The 18,697-nt window shown below is 61.7% G+C and carries 14 protein-coding genes; 10 read left to right on the forward strand and 4 right to left on the reverse strand.

Translation table 11 applies throughout. The annotated features are described in order from the left end of the window. Window positions 1-192: 192 nt before the first annotated feature. Window positions 193-2,115, forward strand: a complete 1,923-nt coding sequence (gene asnB, locus VLL26_RS05335) for an asparagine synthase (glutamine-hydrolyzing) (protein WP_342320070.1) — start codon at window positions 193-195, stop codon at window positions 2,113-2,115. A 79-nt stretch (window positions 2,116-2,194) separates the two neighbouring features. Here asnB and VLL26_RS05340 read toward each other — a convergent pair whose 3' ends face one another. After that, a complete protein-coding gene (locus VLL26_RS05340) occupies window positions 2,195-2,539 on the reverse strand; it encodes a HesB/IscA family protein (RefSeq protein ID WP_342320071.1) in 345 nt (114 codons plus the stop codon). Between the two features lie 177 nt (window positions 2,540-2,716). Here VLL26_RS05340 and VLL26_RS05345 point away from each other — a divergent pair, with 177 nt between their 5' ends. Both VLL26_RS05345 and VLL26_RS05350 read left to right on the forward strand, forming a co-directional pair. Next, complete coding sequence (locus VLL26_RS05345) at window positions 2,717-3,460, forward strand: DUF3043 domain-containing protein (RefSeq protein WP_342320072.1); 744 nt, start codon at window positions 2,717-2,719, stop codon at window positions 3,458-3,460. A gap of 31 nt (window positions 3,461-3,491) precedes the next feature. Further along, window positions 3,492-4,478 (forward strand): nicotinate-nucleotide--dimethylbenzimidazole phosphoribosyltransferase, encoded by a 987-nt coding sequence (locus VLL26_RS05350; protein WP_342320073.1) that lies wholly within the window; start codon window positions 3,492-3,494, stop codon window positions 4,476-4,478. Here the strand turns inward: VLL26_RS05350 and VLL26_RS05355 are convergent. Beyond that, window positions 4,468-5,574, reverse strand: coding sequence for a branched-chain amino acid aminotransferase (locus tag VLL26_RS05355; RefSeq protein ID WP_342320074.1), 1,107 nt, complete (start codon window positions 5,572-5,574; stop codon window positions 4,468-4,470). The genes VLL26_RS05350 and VLL26_RS05355 overlap by 11 nt on opposite strands. A gap of 115 nt (window positions 5,575-5,689) precedes the next feature. Between VLL26_RS05355 and VLL26_RS05360 the strand changes: the two genes are divergently transcribed. Further along, window positions 5,690-7,174 (forward strand): leucyl aminopeptidase, encoded by a 1,485-nt coding sequence (locus tag VLL26_RS05360; protein WP_342320075.1) that lies wholly within the window; start codon window positions 5,690-5,692, stop codon window positions 7,172-7,174. Between the two features lie 4 nt (window positions 7,175-7,178). Here the strand turns inward: VLL26_RS05360 and VLL26_RS05365 are convergent, their stop codons facing one another. After that, complete coding sequence (locus VLL26_RS05365) at window positions 7,179-7,574, reverse strand: oxidoreductase (RefSeq protein WP_342320161.1); 396 nt, start codon at window positions 7,572-7,574, stop codon at window positions 7,179-7,181. 177 nt (window positions 7,575-7,751) lie between these two features. On the opposite strand from VLL26_RS05365, the gene sucB reads away from it, so the two are divergent. The 6 genes from sucB to lipA all read left to right on the forward strand — a co-directional run bounded on the left by sucB (window position 7,752) and on the right by lipA (window position 16,503). Beyond that, the gene (gene sucB / locus VLL26_RS05370) at window positions 7,752-9,863 is read left to right on the forward strand and encodes a 2-oxoglutarate dehydrogenase, E2 component, dihydrolipoamide succinyltransferase (RefSeq protein WP_342320076.1); all 2,112 of its coding nucleotides are present in this window, start codon (window positions 7,752-7,754) and stop codon (window positions 9,861-9,863) included. 361 nt (window positions 9,864-10,224) lie between these two features. Then, window positions 10,225-13,104, forward strand: a complete 2,880-nt coding sequence (gene gcvP / locus VLL26_RS05375) for an aminomethyl-transferring glycine dehydrogenase (protein WP_342320078.1) — start codon at window positions 10,225-10,227, stop codon at window positions 13,102-13,104. A gap of 13 nt (window positions 13,105-13,117) precedes the next feature. After that, window positions 13,118-14,185: a glycine cleavage system aminomethyltransferase GcvT gene (gene gcvT / locus VLL26_RS05380; RefSeq protein ID WP_342320079.1), complete on the forward strand. Its 1,068-nt coding sequence runs from the start codon at window positions 13,118-13,120 to the stop codon at window positions 14,183-14,185. 2 nt (window positions 14,186-14,187) lie between these two features. After that, window positions 14,188-14,574, forward strand: a complete 387-nt coding sequence (gcvH, locus tag VLL26_RS05385; protein ID WP_342320080.1) for a glycine cleavage system protein GcvH — start codon at window positions 14,188-14,190, stop codon at window positions 14,572-14,574. Window positions 14,575-14,611: 37 nt separating this feature from the next. After that, a complete protein-coding gene (gene lipB, locus VLL26_RS05390; RefSeq protein ID WP_342320081.1) occupies window positions 14,612-15,403 on the forward strand; it encodes a lipoyl(octanoyl) transferase LipB in 792 nt (263 codons plus the stop codon). Between the two features lie 56 nt (window positions 15,404-15,459). Then, the gene (gene lipA, locus VLL26_RS05395; RefSeq protein ID WP_342320162.1) at window positions 15,460-16,503 is read left to right on the forward strand and encodes a lipoyl synthase; all 1,044 of its coding nucleotides are present in this window, start codon (window positions 15,460-15,462) and stop codon (window positions 16,501-16,503) included. Between the two features lie 85 nt (window positions 16,504-16,588). Here lipA and VLL26_RS05400 read toward each other — a convergent pair whose 3' ends face one another. Continuing rightward, window positions 16,589-18,670, reverse strand: coding sequence for an acyl-CoA dehydrogenase family protein (locus tag VLL26_RS05400; RefSeq protein WP_342320082.1), 2,082 nt, complete (start codon window positions 18,668-18,670; stop codon window positions 16,589-16,591). Between the last annotated feature and the right edge of the window lie 27 nt (window positions 18,671-18,697).

Genomic DNA, 18,697 nt, shown 5'->3' on the forward strand with positions numbered 1-18,697 from the left:
TATGTTCGTGTGTTCTCCACCTAAAGTTGGCCCCCTTTCGGGGACGGGCTAAAGGTTGAAGCAAATGGGCACCCACAGCGCTTCGGTGGGGTTTCCGGCTTAGGCCTTTGACTCTCTATTGTGGGAGGAGAAATTCACGCCCGTTCGGGTGCCCCGGCGAGGCGTGTCCCGATCTATTCGAGAGGTTTGAAGATGTGTGGTCTTCTCGCGATGCTATCGGCGCGCCGCGCTGCTGGCGAGTTCGTCTCTGCGGTGGAGGAGGCACTTCCGTGTATGTACCACCGCGGCCCCGACGCCGCCGGAACCTGGAACGACGATGACGCAGTCTTCGGTTTTAACCGCCTAGCCATCATCGACCTGGAGCACTCGCACCAGCCCCTGCGCTGGGGCCCGAAGGAGAGCCCGCAGCGCTACGCGCTGACCTTTAACGGTGAGATTTACAACTACATCGAACTGCGCGAGGAACTTCAAGCGGCGGGCTACACCTTCAACACCGAAGGCGATGGCGAGCCCATCCTGGTTGGCTACCACCATTGGGGCGCAGATGTCGTCCACCACCTGCGCGGCATGTTCGGCTTTGTCATCTGGGACACTGAAACCAAAACGATGTTCGCCGCGCGCGACCACTTTGGCATCAAGCCGCTCTACTATGCCACCACCGACGCCGGAACCGTCTTTTCCTCCGAGAAGAAGTCCATCCTCGTCATGGCCGAAGCCTTGGGTCTTGACTTAAGCCTTGACCGTCGCGCGATTGAGCACTACGTGGACCTGCAGTACGTACCGGAGCCGGAAAGTCTCCATGAGCAGATCCGCCGCGTCGAGTCAGGGTCGACTGTCACCCTCCAAGCGGGCAACAAGGTCGTCTCCGAGCGCTTCTTCTACCCCCACTTCACCACCACCCCGGTCACGGCGGGGCAAGAGCAAAAGTTGTTCGACCGGATTGCGGAAGTGTTGGCGGACTCCGTCGAAAAGCACATGCGCGCAGACGTCACCGTCGGTTCCTTTCTATCCGGCGGTATTGACTCCACAGCGATTGCCACGTTGGCCAAGCGCCACAACCCGGACCTTTTGACCTTTACCACCGGCTTCGAGCGCGAAGGCTACTCCGAGGTCGACGTGGCGGCAGAATCAGCCGCGGCGATCGGAGTCAAGCACATCGTCAAAATCGTCTCCCCCGAGGAATACGCCGACGCGATTCCGAAGATCATGTGGTATCTCGACGACCCAGTCGCCGACCCCTCCCTCGTACCACTTTTCTTCGTCGCCCAAGAAGCGCGCAAACACGTCAAAGTGGTTTTGTCCGGTGAGGGCGCCGATGAACTTTTCGGCGGCTACACCATCTACAAGGAGCCGTTGTCGCTCGCGCCCTTTGAAAAGCTGCCAGCCACCCTCAACCGCGGCCTGAACCGTCTCAGCCGCGTTTTGCCCGAAGGCATGAAGGGCAAGAGCCTCCTTGAGCGCGGCACCACCCCTATGGAGGACCGCTACTACGGCAACGCGCGATCCTTCAACTTTGCACAATTGCAGCGCGTGTTGCCTTGGGCGAAGCCCGAATGGGACCACCGCGAGGTCACCGCCCCGATCTACGCCACCTCCACAGACATGGACCCCGTCGCACGCATGCAAAACCTCGACCTGTTCACCTGGATGCGCGGCGACATTTTGGTCAAGGCCGACAAAATGAATATGGCTAACTCCCTCGAGCTGCGCGTGCCCTTCTTAGACAAGGAGGTCTTCGAGGTGGCGCAGACCATCCCCACCGAGATGAAGATCGCCCACGGCACCACCAAATACGCGCTGCGCAAGGCGATGGAGCAAATCGTCCCGGCGCACGTGCTCAACCGCAAAAAGCTCGGCTTCCCTGTGCCCATGCGGCACTGGCTCGCCGGAGAGGAACTCTACGGTTGGGCCCAGGACACCATCAACGACTCACAGACCGAGGAAATTTTCGACAAAAAGCAGGTGCTGGAAATGCTCAAGGAGCACCGCGACGGGGTCAGCGACCACTCGCGGCGCCTGTGGACAGTTCTTGCGTTCATGGTCTGGCACGGCATCTTCGTCGAAGATCGCATAGATCCGCGGATTGAAAAACGCGACTACCCGATCAAGCTCTAAGCCCGAAAAACCCGCGCCCAAGCCAGAGAAGGCAAGGTGCGCGGGTTTTTCAACGCCGCCGGCGCGTTGTTGAGGTGTTTTAGTTGAAGGAATCACCGCAGGCGCAGGAGCCGCCCGCGTTGGGGTTGTCGATGGTAAAACCTTGCTGCTGGATGGTGTCAGCAAAGTCAATCTTCGCCCCCGCCAGGTAGGGAACGCTCATCTTATCCACGACGAGGCGCACTCCCCCGACGATGTCGGCCTTGTCGCCGTCGAGTTCACGGTCGTCGAAGTAGAGCTGGTAGCGAAGGCCTGCGCAGCCGCCGGGCTGAACGGCGATACGCAGCGACAGATCGGTCGCACCCTCCTGCTCGAGGAGAGCCTTAGCCTTAGCTGCCGCCGCATCGGTCAAAATGACACCGGTTTCTGAGGTAGGTGCAGTCATGAAAACTCCTTCAGTTCCCATTGAAGTTCGAAGTGCGAAGTTGCGGGTGTGAAATTTTGCGCCCCAGCGTACCCTTCACCGCGCGGGCTGGGTAACACGTGTTCGCGTCTTTGAGTCCAACGTGTCGCGCAGCACCCGTATTCCCCAGTTTTTAGCTGGGCTTGTAGCCTATGAGACGTGAAACTTCCGTGGCAGAAAACAGAGTCGACCCCCACTGCGGGCGGCTCCACGAAAATTGACAGCTCCACCGCGCACGAGCCGTCGCCCGCGCAGGGGACCGACACCGAAGGCGTCAAGGGCGAGCAGAAGGCACGAAAGGGCTACACGCCGCCGAAGGGGCGGCCCACCCCGAAGCGCCAGGAGCAAGAGATCAAACGTGGCGTGATCCGCGACCCCCACGCGTTGACTCCGGCGCAGCAGCGCGAGCGGGACAAGGAACTGAAAAGGTCCATGTCTAAGGAGGAGTGGAAGGCGCATAAAAAGCAGCAGCGTCAACAGCGGCACAGTGCGAACCGGGAGATCCAGGCGCGCATCGACGCCGGAGATGAACGCTACATTTTTGAGCGCGACAAAGGCGAAGTCCGCCGTTTCGTGCGCGACTGGGTTGATTCCCGCCGCTTCTTTAATAACTACGTCATGCCTGCCGCGTTCGTGATGTTGTTGATTATGTTTATCGGCTCGTTTATGCCGGAAGTCTCTGCTGTGTTGTCGATGTTGTCGTTGCTGTTCATTGTGCTGATTTTTGCGGAGGCCGTCTTTATCGGCATCCGCGCCAATAAGGCGGTGCGTGCCCGGTTCCCGGAGACGTCGGACACCGGTTTCGGCCTGGGCATGTACGCGTTTTCCCGCGCCAGCCAGCCACGCGGATGGCGCTCGCCGAAACCGCGTGTGGCGATCGGCGATCGGCCCGCCGAAAACTAGGCCGAAGCTTGGAACAATAAGGAGCGCTCCCATGTCATCGCCGTTGTTCGACCCCGTTTCCAGCCCGGACGTTGCTGCTGCGGCGAGGCTGGGCCAGGCACTTGAGGCATCCACGCGGGGCCGCAGCCTCGGCAGGCTCGGCGAGCTTGCCGCCTGGATCGCGGCGTGCCAAAGCGCTTCTGTCCCCAGCCCTTTTCACCACCCGTGCGCGGTCATTTTCGCTGGCCGCCACGGCGTGGCCGCGCGCGGCATCTCCGCTTTTGCCGATGACGCCGCCAGCGTTTGCGTTGCGGAGCTTGCGGCGGGCGGCGGTCCTGGCGCTGTGGCTGCCCGCGCCGCCGGTTGCGGCCTGATGCTTGTCGACGACTACCTGACTTATGCCACCCGCCTCATTGATGTTGAGGACGCGATGAGCGCGGAGGAGTTCGCGGCGGCCGTGGATCACGGCAAGCGCTTGGCTGATCGGGAAATCGACGCCGGCGCGGACCTTCTTATCGCAGGCGATGTCGGGGTGGGCAACACAACGATTGCAGCTACGGTCTACGGGGCGTTGACCCGCACCGAACCTGTCGCGGTAATCGGCCGTGGCTCCGGTATCGATGATGAGACGTGGAAACGTAAGGTTTGCGTCATCCGCGACGCCATGTTTCGCGTGCGCAACTTCCGTGAGGACCTTTCTCGGGTTCTCGCGGCGATTTCTGCACCCGATTTCGTTGCGTTGACGGCCTTTATCGCGCAAAGCGCAGTGCGGCGCACGCCGGTGCTTGTCGACGCCACCTACACCAGCGTTGCCACCTACGTGGCAGAACGCCTCGCCCCCGGCACCCGCGACTGGGTCAAGGTTGTGCAATTAAGCGCCGAACCCTCCCACACCGGCGCAATTCAGGCCCTGGGAACCACCCCGGTGCTGGCCCTGGACATCACCACGGGCCAGGCAACCGGCGCACTGTTGACGCTTCCCCTTCTCAACGCTGCCGCCGAGATGGTCGGCGACGAACTTTCTTCAGCTACGGCGTAACCAGCGTGTGGTTCCAGCCGTGGGTGTCTTCCACCCTGCCCTGTTGGATTCCGGTGAGGTGCTCGCGCAGGCGCATGGTGACCTCGCCAGCCTTATTGTTGTTGATGGTGAACTCGCCGTCGCGGCTGAGCACCCGGCCCACCGGGGTGATCACGGCGGCGGTGCCGCAAGCCAGGGTTTCACTGATTGAGCCGTCTTGCGCTCCTGTCCGCCACTGCTCGACCGTGACGACACGCTCCTCAGTTCTGTAGCCGAGGTCACGGGCGACCTGGAGGAGGGAGTCACGGGTAATTCCGGCTAGCAATGAGCCAGACAGCGCCGGGGTAAACACCGTTGCGCCATCACCGCTGCCTTCGACGAACATGAGGTTCATCCCGCCCATCTCCTCGATATTGGTGCGTTTTACTGCGTCGAGCCACACCACTTGGTCACAGCCCTTTTCCTGCGCCTGAGCTTGGGCGAGCAAGGAAGCCGCGTAGTTACCGGCGAACTTTGCGTCCCCGGTGCCGCCGGGGGCGGCGCGAACATAATCCTCGCTGATCCACACACTGACTGGGTTAAAACCGCCAGAGAAGTAGGCGGCGGCCGGGGAGGCGATGACGTAGAAAGTGTAGGAGTTCGACGGTTTAACCCCCAGGGTTTTCTCCGTGCCGATCATAAAGGGGCGCAGGTATAGGGAGGCCTCGCCGCCGGCTGCGGGGACCCAGTCCCGGTCGACGTCGACAAGCTGTTGAAGCGCTTCCAAGAACAGCTCCTCGGGAAGCTCCGGCATGGCCAAGCGGCGTGCCGAGTGCTGCAAACGGCGCGCGTTTTGCTCAGGACGGAAGGTGGTGATGGTCCCATCGGCGTGCCGGTAAGCCTTCAGACCTTCGAAAATTGCCTGCCCGTAGTGCAAAACATTGGAGGCGGGGTCAAGGGTGATCGGCTCGTAGGGCCGAACCTGGGCATTGTGCCAGCCCTGCTTGTCGTTCCATTCAATTGACACCATGTGATCGGTGAACTGCTGGCCGAAAGCGGGTGCCGCGAGGATCTCAGCGCGGCGCTGCGGCGAGGTGGGCGTGGGGGTCTTAGTGATGGTGAACGTCGCTGAAGCCATGGGTCAACCTTACACCCCGACCCAAGCACAACGTGATGGACATCATGAGTCACGCCATTGGGTACCGTGGTTGTCGTTCACGTATCCCGACTGAAGAAAGGTGTGTTGACTCTCAGTGGCTGTTTCGTCTTTTGAGCTGTCCCTTCCCTGCCGTGGCACGACCGTGGAGGTGGAATTTGCCACCACCGCCCCCGCCAACCCCACGGCGGTTCTCATCCCGGTCACCCAGTCAGAGGGCGCTCTTGAAGTTCCTGTGACAACACTTGCCGGCGACGGCCTCCTCAAAGCTTTGGATGCCGTCGGCGCGACCGGTAAGAAGGGTGAGGTCACCCGGGTGTTTCACAACGACACCCTCACCATCGCCTTCGGCCTCGGCGATTCCGGCGACATCGACGAGGACACCGTCCGCCGCGCCGCCGGCGTAGTCGCCCGTGGCCTGCGCGGGGTCGACAAAGCCACGATCACCGGCGAGTTCGGCATCCGCCCAATCGTTGAAGGTCTACTTCTGGGCGGATACTCCTACACCGGCATGAAGTCCTCTCAAGAAGACGACTCCAAAGACACCACCCGCATCACGGTCATCGGCAAAGACAACGACGCAGACCGCGAGGCCTTTAAACGTGCCGCCGTCGTCGCCGGTGCCACAGTTCTTGCCCGCGACCTAGTCAACACCCCCTCGAACTTCCTCTACCCCGAGTCCTACGCGAAAGTGATCACCGAGATCGCCGCGCAGTCCAAGCTCAACGTGGAAGTCTTCGACGAAAAGCAACTCAAGGAGCAGGGCTTCGGCGGCATCCTTTCCGTGGGGCAGGGCTCGAACCGCCCACCACGCCTGGTGCACCTGTCCTGGCACCCTGCTGAGGCCACCACCTCCCTGGGCTTGGTGGGCAAAGGCATCACCTTTGACACCGGCGGCATCTCTCTTAAACCCGCCGCCAACATGGAAAACATGATCTCGGACATGGGTGGCTCTGCAGCTGTCGTCGCCGCCATTAGTGCAGCCGCCCAACTTGAGTTGCCGCTAGGCATCGACGCCTGGGTGCCGCTGGCGGAGAACATGCCGTCTGGCACAGCGACCCGCCCGGGCGATGTAATCACCCACTACGGCGGCATCACCTCCGAGATCCTCAACACCGATGCGGAGGGCCGCCTCGTGCTTGCCGACGCCCTTGCCCGCGCCAGCGAGGACAAGCCCGACTACCTCATCGAAACCTCCACCCTCACCGGAGCCCAGATAGTGGCGCTGGGCAACAGGGTGATGGCAGTGATGGGCTCCGATGAGTTCCGCGACCGCGTCGCCGCAACCGGCCGCGCTGTCGGTGAGCCGGGCTGGGCCATGCCGCTGCTCGAGGAGCAGGAAGAAGAACTGAAGTCGCCGGTAGCCGACATCCGCAACACCAACAACGCACGCACCGCCGGCATGTTGTTTGCCGGCCTGTACCTGTCGCGCTTCATCGCCGAGGACACCCAGTGGGTCCACCTGGACATCGCCGGGCCGTCCTTCAACACTTCCAGCCCGTGGGGTTTTACCCCGAAGCGCGCCTCCGGCACCCCGGTGCGCACCATTGTTGAGACGATGACGCAGTTGGCCGGCACGTAGCCGTTTAACTGTAGGGGTTCTCGCCGCGCTCGAACCGGGCGCGGCGTTTCTTTTGCTCCTCACGTTTGCGCAAAATGCGCTCTTTTTCCATCTTTTTGCGCATGCGGTCGGGATAACCAGTCTCCTCGACGTCGTAAAGCGAAATGCCCAACAACTTCGCCACCGCATCGATGCCCTTTGGCCCGCCGATGCGACGCCTGATGTGCTCCCCTGTTTCATCGACAAGCACAACCGACATCTCGTTGACCACCGTTTCCGGCTCGACGAAGCCCTCCACGAACGCGCGGCCCTGCACCCACTGCTGCAAAAAGGCGGCATCCTCGGGCCGAATGGTGTCCCCCGGAGCGCGCGGAGGCTTCAAAGAGGACGAAGACTTGCGATTGCCGAAAAGGTTGAACACCCCAACGATCTTAATGCGTGTGGCTGACACGACAACGACACCCGCCACTAGCCCGCGGAAAAATCTCCGACGCAGGAAGAAGCCTCCCGCCCCAGGCACACGCTAAACCAGCGAAACAGGTACGCTAATGGTTTGTATCTTGAGTTTGAAGCGAACCCACGAGGAGACAGGAAAAACATGGCTCACTCTGTAGAGATGCCCGAACTGGGCGAATCAGTCACCGAAGGCACGATTACCACGTGGCTGAAGGCAGTCGGCGACACCGTCGAGGCTGACGAGCCCCTGCTCGAGGTGTCCACCGACAAGGTCGACACCGAGATTCCGTCGCCTGTCGCAGGTGTCCTTCTCGAAATTAAGGCCGAAGAAGACGACACCGTCGATGTCGGCGCCGTCATCGCCATTATCGGCGACGCCGATGAGACGCCCGAATCCTCCGACTCCGACAACGAAGCCGCTGAGCAAGAAGATGAGCCGGCAACGGAGCAACCCGCCAAAGATGAACCCAAGGAGGAAAAGAAAACCTCCACGGGCACCGGATCCGCAACCGACGTCGAGATGCCTGAACTCGGCGAGTCCGTCACCGAGGGCACCATTACCACCTGGCTGAAGCAAGTCGGCGACACCGTCGAGGTTGACGAGCCGCTGCTCGAAGTCTCCACAGACAAGGTCGACACCGAAATCCCGTCACCTGTCGCGGGCACCCTCGTAGAAATCCTGGCTGAGGAAGATGACACCGTTGACGTCGGCGCGGTCATCGCGCGCATCGGCGACGCCGCGGCCGCCAACACCGCTGAGGATGATTCCGCTGCTTCCGCTGATTCCGAAAGCGCCGACGCCGCGGCCAAAGACAACGTCGAGGAAGAACCTGCGGACAAGCCTGCTGAGAAGAAACAGGAGCCAGAAAAGGCTGAGTCCACGGGCTCCGGCGAATCCACCGACGTGGAAATGCCAGAGCTTGGCGAGTCCGTCACCGAGGGCACCATTACCACCTGGTTGAAGCAAGTCGGCGACACCGTCGAGGTCGACGAGCCGCTGCTTGAAGTCTCCACCGACAAAGTCGATACCGAAATCCCGTCGCCGGTGGCCGGCACCCTACTGGAAATTCTCGCGGCGGAGGACGACACGGTCGACGTCGGCGCCGTCATCGCACGTGTCGGTGACGCCGGGGCTGCGCCGTCTAGCTCCGGCGACACCGATCCTGCTGAAAGCACCGACGACTCCGAAGAAGCGGACAAGGACGACGCTCAGGAAAACGAGCGCGCCGAGGACAAGCAGGAGGCCAAGCAAGAGGACAAGCAGGAGGACAAACAGGAGGCCAAGCAAGCTGCCTCCTCCAGCGAAGGACGTGTCCCATACGTCACCCCGCTGGTGCGCAAGCTCGCCGAAAAGCACAACGTCGACCTCAACTCCATCGAAGGCACCGGCGTCGGCGGGCGTATCCGCAAACAGGACGTCCTCGCTGCCGCTGAGGGCGGCTCCGCTGAGCGCCCCACCGGTGAAGCCGGGGGCAAGGCTGCGGGTGCGCGCTCCAACTGGTCCACGAAATCGGTGGACCCGGAAAAGCAAGAGCTCATTGGCACCACCCAGAAGGTCAACCGGATCCGCGAGATCACTGCAGCGACCATGGTCGAGTCCTTGCGCACCACCGCCCAACTGACCCACGTGCAGGAAGTCGACGTCACGCGCGTTGCCGAGCTGCGCAAGAAGGTCAAGCCGAGCTTCGTCGACAAGCACGGCGTAAACATCACCTACTTGGCGTTTTTCATCAAGGCTGCCGCTGAAGCACTGGTGTCCCACCCGAACGTCAACGCCTCCTACAACTCGGAAACCAAAGAGATCACCTACCACTCGGACGTCAACATCGGCGTGGCCGTGGACACCCCGGCTGGTTTGTTGGTGCCCGTGATCAAGAAGGTTCAGGACATGAACCTGGCCGAGATCGCCAAAGCAATCGTCGACTTGGCAGACCGCGCACGCAACCGCAAGCTGCGCCCAGACGACATCTCCGGCGCTACCTTTACGGTGACCAACATCGGCTCCGAGGGTGCCTTGCTCGACACCCCGATTTTGACTCCACCGCAGGCCGGCATCCTGGGCACCGCCGCGATTGAGAAGCGCCCGGTCATTGTGACCGAAGACGGCATTGACTCCATTGCGATCCGCCAGATGTGCTACTTGCCCTTTACCTACGACCACCAGTTGGTCGACGGTGCAGACGCGGGCCGTTTCATCACCACCATCAAAGACCGCATCGAAACCGGTGACTTCGAGGCCGATCTAGACCTCTAAGCTTGTATCCGAGCGCACCCGTCGCAGCACACCGTGCTGCGACGGGTGTTTCGTGTGCAGGCTGTGGTGGGCTTTTCCGCTGCCTGGGGCCAAACAGCTCCTCGGCAAGGCGCTACTTGAAGGTGTGAGGCAGGTTAAACGCTTGGCGCTGTGCTTAGTGCTTAGTGCTTAGTGCTTAGTGCTTAGTGCCTAGTGCTTATTTTTAAAACGGCGGCAAAGGCACCGCCAAGCATTGGGGGCAAACAGGACAAGTGGGGTGAGACGCAACATTTGTCCTGCTTGAGCGAACCTTCTTCGTGATGTCAGTCGCGTCGATAAACTGTTGGACATCAGCCTCTATCCACTAAGCAAGGAGTTCGCTTTGGATTTCATTTCCCGCCATGTCGGCCCCGATGCCTCTGAGCGGGCCGTCATGCTCCAAGTACTCGGATACGACAGTGTCGATGCGCTTGTCACTGCTGCAATGCCGCCCGGGATTAAAGCCACCGCGCCGATCAATCTTCCGGAGCCGTTGAGTGAAGCGCAGGCGCAGGAGCGCCTGCGCCAGCTCGCCGGCAAGAACAGGGTGCTTAAGGCCTTTTATGGACAAGGGTTTTCGTCGACTTTAACCCCGCCGGTGATCCGCCGTGGCGTCGTCGAGGACGCCGGATGGTACACCGCTTACACCCCTTACCAGCCGGAAATTTCGCAGGGTCGCCTGGAAGCCCTGCTGAATTTCCAGACGATGGTGGAAGACCTCACCGGCCTTCCGGTGGCCAACGCTTCGCTTCTTGACGAAGCTTCCGCCGCTGCCGAGGCCATCGGCCTGATGTCGCGCGCGGTGCGTAAGGGCCGCCGTGTGCTTCTTGATTCTCGCCTGCACCCGCAGGTTGTCGCTGTGGCGGCGGAACGCGCCCGCGCAATCGACCTTGAGGTCGAGGTGGTTAACCTCGCCGAGGGTGTTGTCGGTGAGGATCTAGTGGGCGTTGTCATTGCCTACCCTGGTACCGAAGGAGACCTCGTCGACCCCCGTCCCATCATCGAAGCGGTCCATGAGCGTGGCGGCCTTGCGGCTGTCGACGCCGACATCTTGGCGCTCACCCTATTGGAAGCCCCAGGTGAGCTTGGGGCTGACATTGCGGTGGGCACCACCCAGCGATTCGGTGTGCCCCTGTTCTACGGCGGCCCGCATGCCGCTTACATCTCGGTAGCCGAAAAGCTCAAAAGACAACTGCCCGGTCGCCTCGTTGGTGTGTCCAAGGATGCGGAGGGCTACCCCGCCTACCGTCTCGCCCTGCAAACCCGTGAGCAGCATATCCGCCGGGAGCGAGCGACCTCGAACATCTGCACCGCCCAAGCCCTGCTGGCAGTGACCGCTTCGATGTACGCCGTCTACCACGGCCCGGAGGGGTTGAAAGAAATTGCCCGCACCGTCCATGGGCATGCCGCCCGCTTCGCCGAGGCGGTGGGGGCAGAGGCAGTCAAGCACGACGCCTTCTTCGACACCGTTACTGTGCGCGCGGAAGGCCGCGCCCAGCAGATCACAAAGCAACTTGCCGAGGCCGGCTACCTGGTGCGCACCATCGGTGCCGATGAAGTTTCGGTGAGCTTCGGTGAGGACACCTCCGAGCGCGACGTCGAGATCCTCGCCGCAGCTTTCGGCGGCAGCCTTTCTAGCGAGGCCGCGTGGCGCCTGCCGGAAGATCTCGAGCGCCGCACGCAGTTTTTGACTCATCCGGTGTTTAACCGTATTCATTCCGAGACGCAGATGATGCGCTACATCCGTTCTCTGGGCGATAAGGACTTGGCTTTGGACCGCACGATGATCCCGCTGGGTTCGTGCACTATGAAGCTCAACCCGACCGCAGGTTTGGAGTCGATCACCTGGCCTGGTTTTGCCGACGTCCACCCTTTTACCCCGGACGAGTACACCGAGGGTTGGCGCGAGCTCATTCAGGAGCTGTCTGATTGGTTAGTTGAACTGACTGGTTACGCCGCTGTCTCGGTCCAGCCGAACTCGGGCGCAACCGGTGAATTGGCGGGCCTTTTGGCGATTCGCCGGTACCACGTTGCCAACGGCGAGACTCATCGTGATATCTGCCTCATCCCGGCGTCTGCCCACGGCACTAACGCCGCTTCCGCCACCCTGGCTAACTTGCGCGTTGCGGTGGTCAAAACGGCTGAGGACGGCTCCATCGACGTGGCTGATTTAGATGCCAAGCTCGCCGAGCACGGCGACCGCGTCGCGGCGATCATGCTCACCTACCCGTCGACTCACGGAGTCTACGAGGACACCGTCCAGACTGTTTCCGACAAGGTCCACGCCGCCGGCGGTCAGGTCTATATCGATGGTGCGAACATGAACGCGCTGACTGGAATCGCCCGCCCGGGAGACTTCGGAGGCGACGTCAGCCACCTGAATCTGCACAAAACCTTCACCATCCCGCACGGCGGTGGCGGCCCTGGCGTGGGACCGATTGGTGTTGCCGAGCACCTCGTGCCCTTCTTGCCGGCTGATCCGCAGATCACCCGCGGCGATGTCGGGGCCGAAGCTGCCGACAACGAAGGTGTGCCAATTTCTTCGACGACCTACGGCTCCGCTGGTGTGCTGCCGATTTCGTGGGCATACATTGCGATGAGCGGTGCGCAAGGCCTCAAGCAGGCCACCGCCCACGCCGTGCTCGGCGCGAATTACGTGGCGCGTGAGCTAAGCGATGCCTACCCGGTTCTTTACACGGGGGAAAACGGCCTGGTCGGCCACGAGTGCATCCTGGATCTCAACGGCATCACCAAACAAAGCGGTGTGACAGCCGCCGATGTGGCGAAGCGGCTCGTTGACTATGGCTTCCACGCTCCCACCTTGGCGTTCCCAGTTGCTGGAACCCTCATGGTCGAGCCGACGGAATCGGAGGATTTGGGGGAGCTGAAGCGCTTTATCAAGGCAATGCGCTCCATCCGCGCCGAAATCCAGGAGATCATCGACGGCACCATCGAGTACGAAAAGTCCGTCATTCACAACGCCCCCTACACGGCTTACAGCGTCACCCGCTCCGAGTGGCCCTACGAGTTCAGCCGCGAAAAGGCCGCCTATCCCGTCGACAGCTTGGTGCACGGCAAGTATTTTCCGCCGGTGCGACGCATCGACGAGGCTTATGGCGACCGCAACTTGGTGTGCTCCTGCCCGCCGCCGGAGGCCTTCGCCATGGACCTGAACCCAGTTGAGGAAGTTGACGTGACCAGCACCGAGGAAAATACGAAGTAGAAGGAGCAGCACCATGCCGGAATCACCGCTGAGAGAAACCCACGAAAAGCTCGGCGCCACCTTCACCGACTTTGGCGGCTGGACCATGCCGTTGAAGTACGGCTCCGAGTTGAAAGAGCACCGTTCGGTGCGCGAGGATGTAGGCGTTTTCGACTTATCCCACATGGGTGAAATTGAGGTCACAGGCCCAGATGCCGGGGCGTTTTTGGATTACGCTTTGATTTCTTCGCTGTCGAACCTCACCGTGGGCAAGGCGAAGTACTCGATGATCGTCGCAGAAAACGGCGGCATTATCGACGATTTGATCACCTACCGCCTCGCCGAGAATCGTTTCTTGGTGGTGCCCAACGCCGCCAACACCAACGCGGTGTGGCTTTCTTTCGAGGCCCGCGCCGCCGACTTCGACGTGACCTTGAACAACCGCAGTGAGGACCTCGGCCTTGTTGCGGTGCAGGGTCCGGGGGCTTTGGGGCTCGTCGATAAGCTTGTCGACGGCTCCCCCGCCGACCTTGCCTACTACAGCGCCGCCGAGATGAAACTCGGTGACGTCGACGTCATCGTCGCGCGCACCGGCTACACCGGCGAGGACGGCTTCGAACTCATTGCCGCCGCCGAGGACACCACCACTGTCTGGGAGGCCGTAATTGACCACTCCACCCCCTGTGGTTTGGCGGCGCGCGACTCGCTGCGCCTCGAGGCCTCCATGCCGCTTTACGGCCGTGAGCTTTCTGCTGAGATCACCCCAGTAGAAGCGGGCATGTCGCGTGCTTTTGCCACCAAGGAGGCGGATTTCGTGGGCAAGGAGGCCTTGACCGGCCGCGAAGCCGAAGTTGTGATTGCGGGTTTGACCTCTGAGCAGCGCCGCGCCGCCCGTGAAGGCTCCGAGATCTTCCGCGGCGAGGAGAAGATCGGCGTGGTCACTTCCGGGCAACCTTCCCCCACTCTCGGCCATCCAATTGCTTTGGCGCACCTCGATCCGGCGCACGCCGAGGTGGGCACGGAAGTTGAAATTGACATCCGCGGACGCCGTTATCCGTTTACCATCACTAAGACACCCTTCTACACACGAAAGGACACCTAGCTATGGCACTGCAGCAGGATTTCTACTACTCCGAGGACCACGAGTGGATCAACTCCACCCCGGACGCCGCAGTGGGCGCCAAGGTTCGTGTCGGAATCACCGACGTTGCCGCTGACCGCCTCGGCGACGTCGTCCACGCGGAATTGCCCTCTGTGGGCGATGAAGTCACCGCAGGTGAGGTATGCGGCGAGATCGAGTCCACTAAGTCCGTTTCGGACCTGTACTCCCCCGTCACCGGCACCGTCACCGCAGTCAACGAGGACATCGACGGCGAGTTCGAGGTGATCAACTCCGACCCCTACGGCGAGGGTTGGCTTTTCGAGGTTGAAGTTACCGAGGTCGGCCCGCTCATGAACGCCGACGAGTACGCCGCCCAAAACGGCATCTAAGCCCCGTGGCGGCAGGTCGCGGACTAACCTGTGGGGCATGACATCAGCCCCACGCGAGCCCTTCTTTCCCGCCGATAAATCCATTCGAGCCTCAGAGGCGCCGCTCGACGTGCGCTACCTGGGGCTCGTCGATTATCAGCAGGCGTGGGACCTTCAGGCTGACCTTGCGGGCAAGCGGGGCCGCGATCAGATCGGGGACACGGTGCTGGTGCTTGAGCATCCTTACACCTACACGGCCGGCAAGCGTACGCAGCCGGCGGACATGCCTGATGACGACTCCCCGGTCGTCGTTGTCGACCGGGGCGGGCGCATCACCTGGCACGGGGAGGGTCAGCTTGTGGTCTACCCCATTGTGAAACTTGCCGAACCGGTCGACGTGGTGGATTATGTGCGCCGCCTGGAGGAGGCGATCATCGCCACTGTGCGTGCGGCGGGCATCAGCACCGCTGGCCGCATCGCGGGCCGCTCCGGGGTGTGGGTGCCGGCCGCGACCAAGGCGAAGGACCCCGCTGCCTCCCACCGCGACCGCAAAATTGCGGCGCTGGGTATACGCATCACCCGCGGGGTGACCATGCACGGGTTGTCTTTGAACTGCAACAATTCCCTTGCTGCCTATGAGCACATCATCGCTTGCGGCATTGACGACGCGGACGTGACCACCATGAGCATGGAGCTGGGGCGAAACGTGGATCCGGGCGATGTTGACAAGCAGCTTGTCGACGCCCTAATCCGCGCCCTGGCCGGTGACCTTAGTGTTGCCAACCACACCTTCGGCTCTGCACCGAACCCCTCAAAAGGTGTGCGTGGGCGCGACACCATCCGCCCCTAAACGCCCCGCACCTCGGAATATCGACTCTACTTGACATGACCACTACGGTAGAGGGCGTGACTGTTGCACCAGAAGGACGAAAGCTGCTCCGCGTTGAGAAGCGGAACGCTGAGACCCCGATCGAGCAGAAACCGCGCTGGATCCGCAACGCGGTGAAAACGGGTCCCGAATACGAGGACATGAAGCAGAAGGTGAAGGGCGCATCCCTCCACACTGTGTGCCAAGAGGCAGGATGCCCCAACATCCACGAATGTTGGGAATCTCGTGAGGCGACATTTCTCATCGGCGGCGCCAATTGCTCACGCCGCTGCGATTTCTGCCAGATCAACACGGCCAAGCCCGAACCACTCGACCGCGAGGAACCGCGGCGCGTCGCGGAATCCGTCCGCGAGATGAACCTGAACTACTCCACTATCACCGGCGTGACCCGCGACGACCTCGAAGACGAAGGCGCGTGGCTCTACGCGGAGGTTGTGCGCAAAATCCACGAACTCAACCCCCACACCGGGGTGGAAAACCTCACCCCCGACTTCTCCGGCAAACCGGACCTGCTTCAGGAGGTATTCGAGGCGCGCCCCGAGGTCTTCGCCCACAACGTCGAAACGGTGCCTCGCATCTTCCGCCGTATCCGCCCCGCGTTTCGCTACGACCGTTCCCTTGATGTCCTCCGCCAAGCCCACGACTTCGGGTTGATCACCAAATCCAACCTGATCCTGGGCATGGGCGAGACGAAAGAGGAGGTTATGGAGGCTCTGCGCGATCTTGTCGACGCCGGCACCGATATCGTCACCATCACCCAGTACCTGCGCCCCGGGCCCCTTTTCCACCCGATTGAGCGGTGGGTCAAACCGGAGGAGTTCATCGAGTACCGCGACGCGGCCTACGAGATGGGTTTCGGTGCCGTCATGTCCGGCCCGCTGGTTCGCTCCTCTTACCGCGCCGGCAAGCTCTACGTGGAAGCCATGGCCCACCGTGGCCGCGAGCTTCCAGAAAACCTCAAACACTTGGCCGATACTTCCCAGGGCGACACTGCCCAGGAAGCCTCGACCTTGCTGCGCAAGTACGGTCCGTCGCAGGACACACCGGTGACAACCCGCTAAGTTTTCCACCCACAGAAAAACGCCCCCCTTCCCCTGGGATGCACCGGAGGGAAGGTGGGGCGTTTGAGATGTTCCAGATTAGCGTTTAGCTTTTGTCGGTGCCGCCGTTGACCATCATCGGACGATCAAGAACGACCTGCGGGATTTGGAAAGCGTCGACGATGACCTCAGACCAGGGGCCCAAAGAATCGACGAGATCATTGACCGCAGCCTTGGCAGCTTTGAGACGCCCAGAGTGCAACACGTTGTGCTCCTGGTACCAATCGGCGTGGGTGGTGATGGTGTCTAGGACAAACAGGTGGCGCAGTTGCTCAAAGACCGCCCGCGCTGGGGAATCCTCCGGGATGGTTTGCTCCGCCTCAATCATGGACTGCACCATCATGCGGTCGCCGTAAGCCACGGCTGCGGCAAGCAGGTGGTCCTGGGCTTTGTCAATGACCTTAGCGGCTTCGGCGCGCTCCATCTTGCGGGCTACCTGGACGCGGCGCACCAACGAGTTGAGTACCTGTTCCTCGCGGGTCTGAACAACGTGGAGCTGAGTTTCGGCGTCGAAAAGCGAATCCGTGCCGCTCATGCGATCCTGAATGGACTGCACGCCAGCGGCGATCCCGGAGCGGCGGGTGAGGATGTCACCGACGTTCGCGGCGACGAAGCGGGCCATGCCGAACGGCGACATCTCTGAGACCTCACGGCCGTAAGCAGTCAGCAGGTTCTTGCCCACAAGTTGACGCAGAATCGTGTCATCGCCCTCGAAGGTGGTGAAGATATCGACATCGGCGCGGAAGGTAGTCAGCAGGTTCTCCGCCATGTAGCCAGCGCCGCCGCAGGCCTCACGCGCCTCTTGCAGGCTACGGTTAGCGTGCGTGGCCGCGGTAGCTTTGAAAATCGCGGCGAGCGACTCCATCTCACGGCCGGCGCGGTCCTGCTCGTCGGTCGGGTCGGCGGGGTTCCAGTTCCCAGAGGTAATCGCGTTGGTTTGCTCCTGGAAGCGGTCCAGAAGCTTGTTTTGGAACACAGCCAGGGCATAAGAACGCGCAACTGGGATCAGCAGGCGACGGCGGTGAACACGGTAGTCAATCAAGCGCGACTCGGTGCCGACCTCCCCCGCCTCGAACTGACGGCGGATGTTGGCGTATTTGACCGCTATGGCCAGACCAGCACGAGTCGCGCCGGCTGCGGAGGCACCAACGCCCAGGCGACCGCGCACCAACGTAGCCAGCATGGTGAAGAAGCGGCGGTTCTTCGATTCGATCGGGGAGGAATAGGTGCCGTCCTCGGCGACGTCGCCGAAGCGGTTAAGCAAATTCTCCCGCGGCACACGCACGTTGTCGAACATGAGCATGCCATTGTCCACGCCCAGCAGGCCGCCCTTGTGCCCATGATCGGAAGGGGTCACGCCTTTGGCCGGGGTGCCGTCGTCTTCACGGATGCGCACGATCAGGCAGTGCACACCGTGGGACTCCTCGGAGTCCGGAGTGTAGAGCTGGGCAAACACAGCGGCCCACCGCCCGTCGCGCGCGGCGTTGCCGATGTAGGCCTTCTTCGATCCCGGAGTCGGCGAATTGATCACAAACTCCTTCGTCTCCGGGTCGTAGGTGGCGGTGGTTTCGATCTGCTGCACGTTGGAGCCGTGTCCCATTTCGGTCATGGCGAAGCAGCCCGGCATGGATACGTCCATTGCTCCCTTGGCAAACTCCACGTGGCGTTCGGTGCCCAAGGCGTCGATAGCGCCGCCCCATAGCCCGAACTGCACACCAGCCTTGATGCAGGCTGAGTTGTTGATCTGGGCAATGAGCTCCAACGAGGACACGCCCGCAGCCACTTCGGCATTGCCACCGTTGAGGGGGGAGAAAGACTTCTGAATGTCTCCAGCTTCCGCGATGAGACGAACCTTCTTCAGCGTGTCCTCGCGGTAGTCCTCAATGGCAGCGCCGACCGGCGGCAGGAAGTCGGGGTTGTTGAGCAGCGGGCGCAAGGAATCCTTGCGCTGCTTGTAGTTTCCGTCGAGGACGGCCGCCAAATCCTGAATTGCGCTTTCATCAGGGGTTGCTGGCAAAGTGGCCGGCTGGTTCTTCTCCGGTTTCGCAGTCGACTTTTTGCGCTCGATGTCGGTCCCGGTGACATTGGTGCTGTCCGCGGAGGTTTTTTTACTGGTTGGGGTGGACATTGCTTTTCCTTAGCTGTTGCTCTGGTT

The organism is Corynebacterium sp. BD556, assembly GCF_038452275.1.
Classification (GTDB): domain Bacteria; phylum Actinomycetota; class Actinomycetes; order Mycobacteriales; family Mycobacteriaceae; genus Corynebacterium; species Corynebacterium mayonis.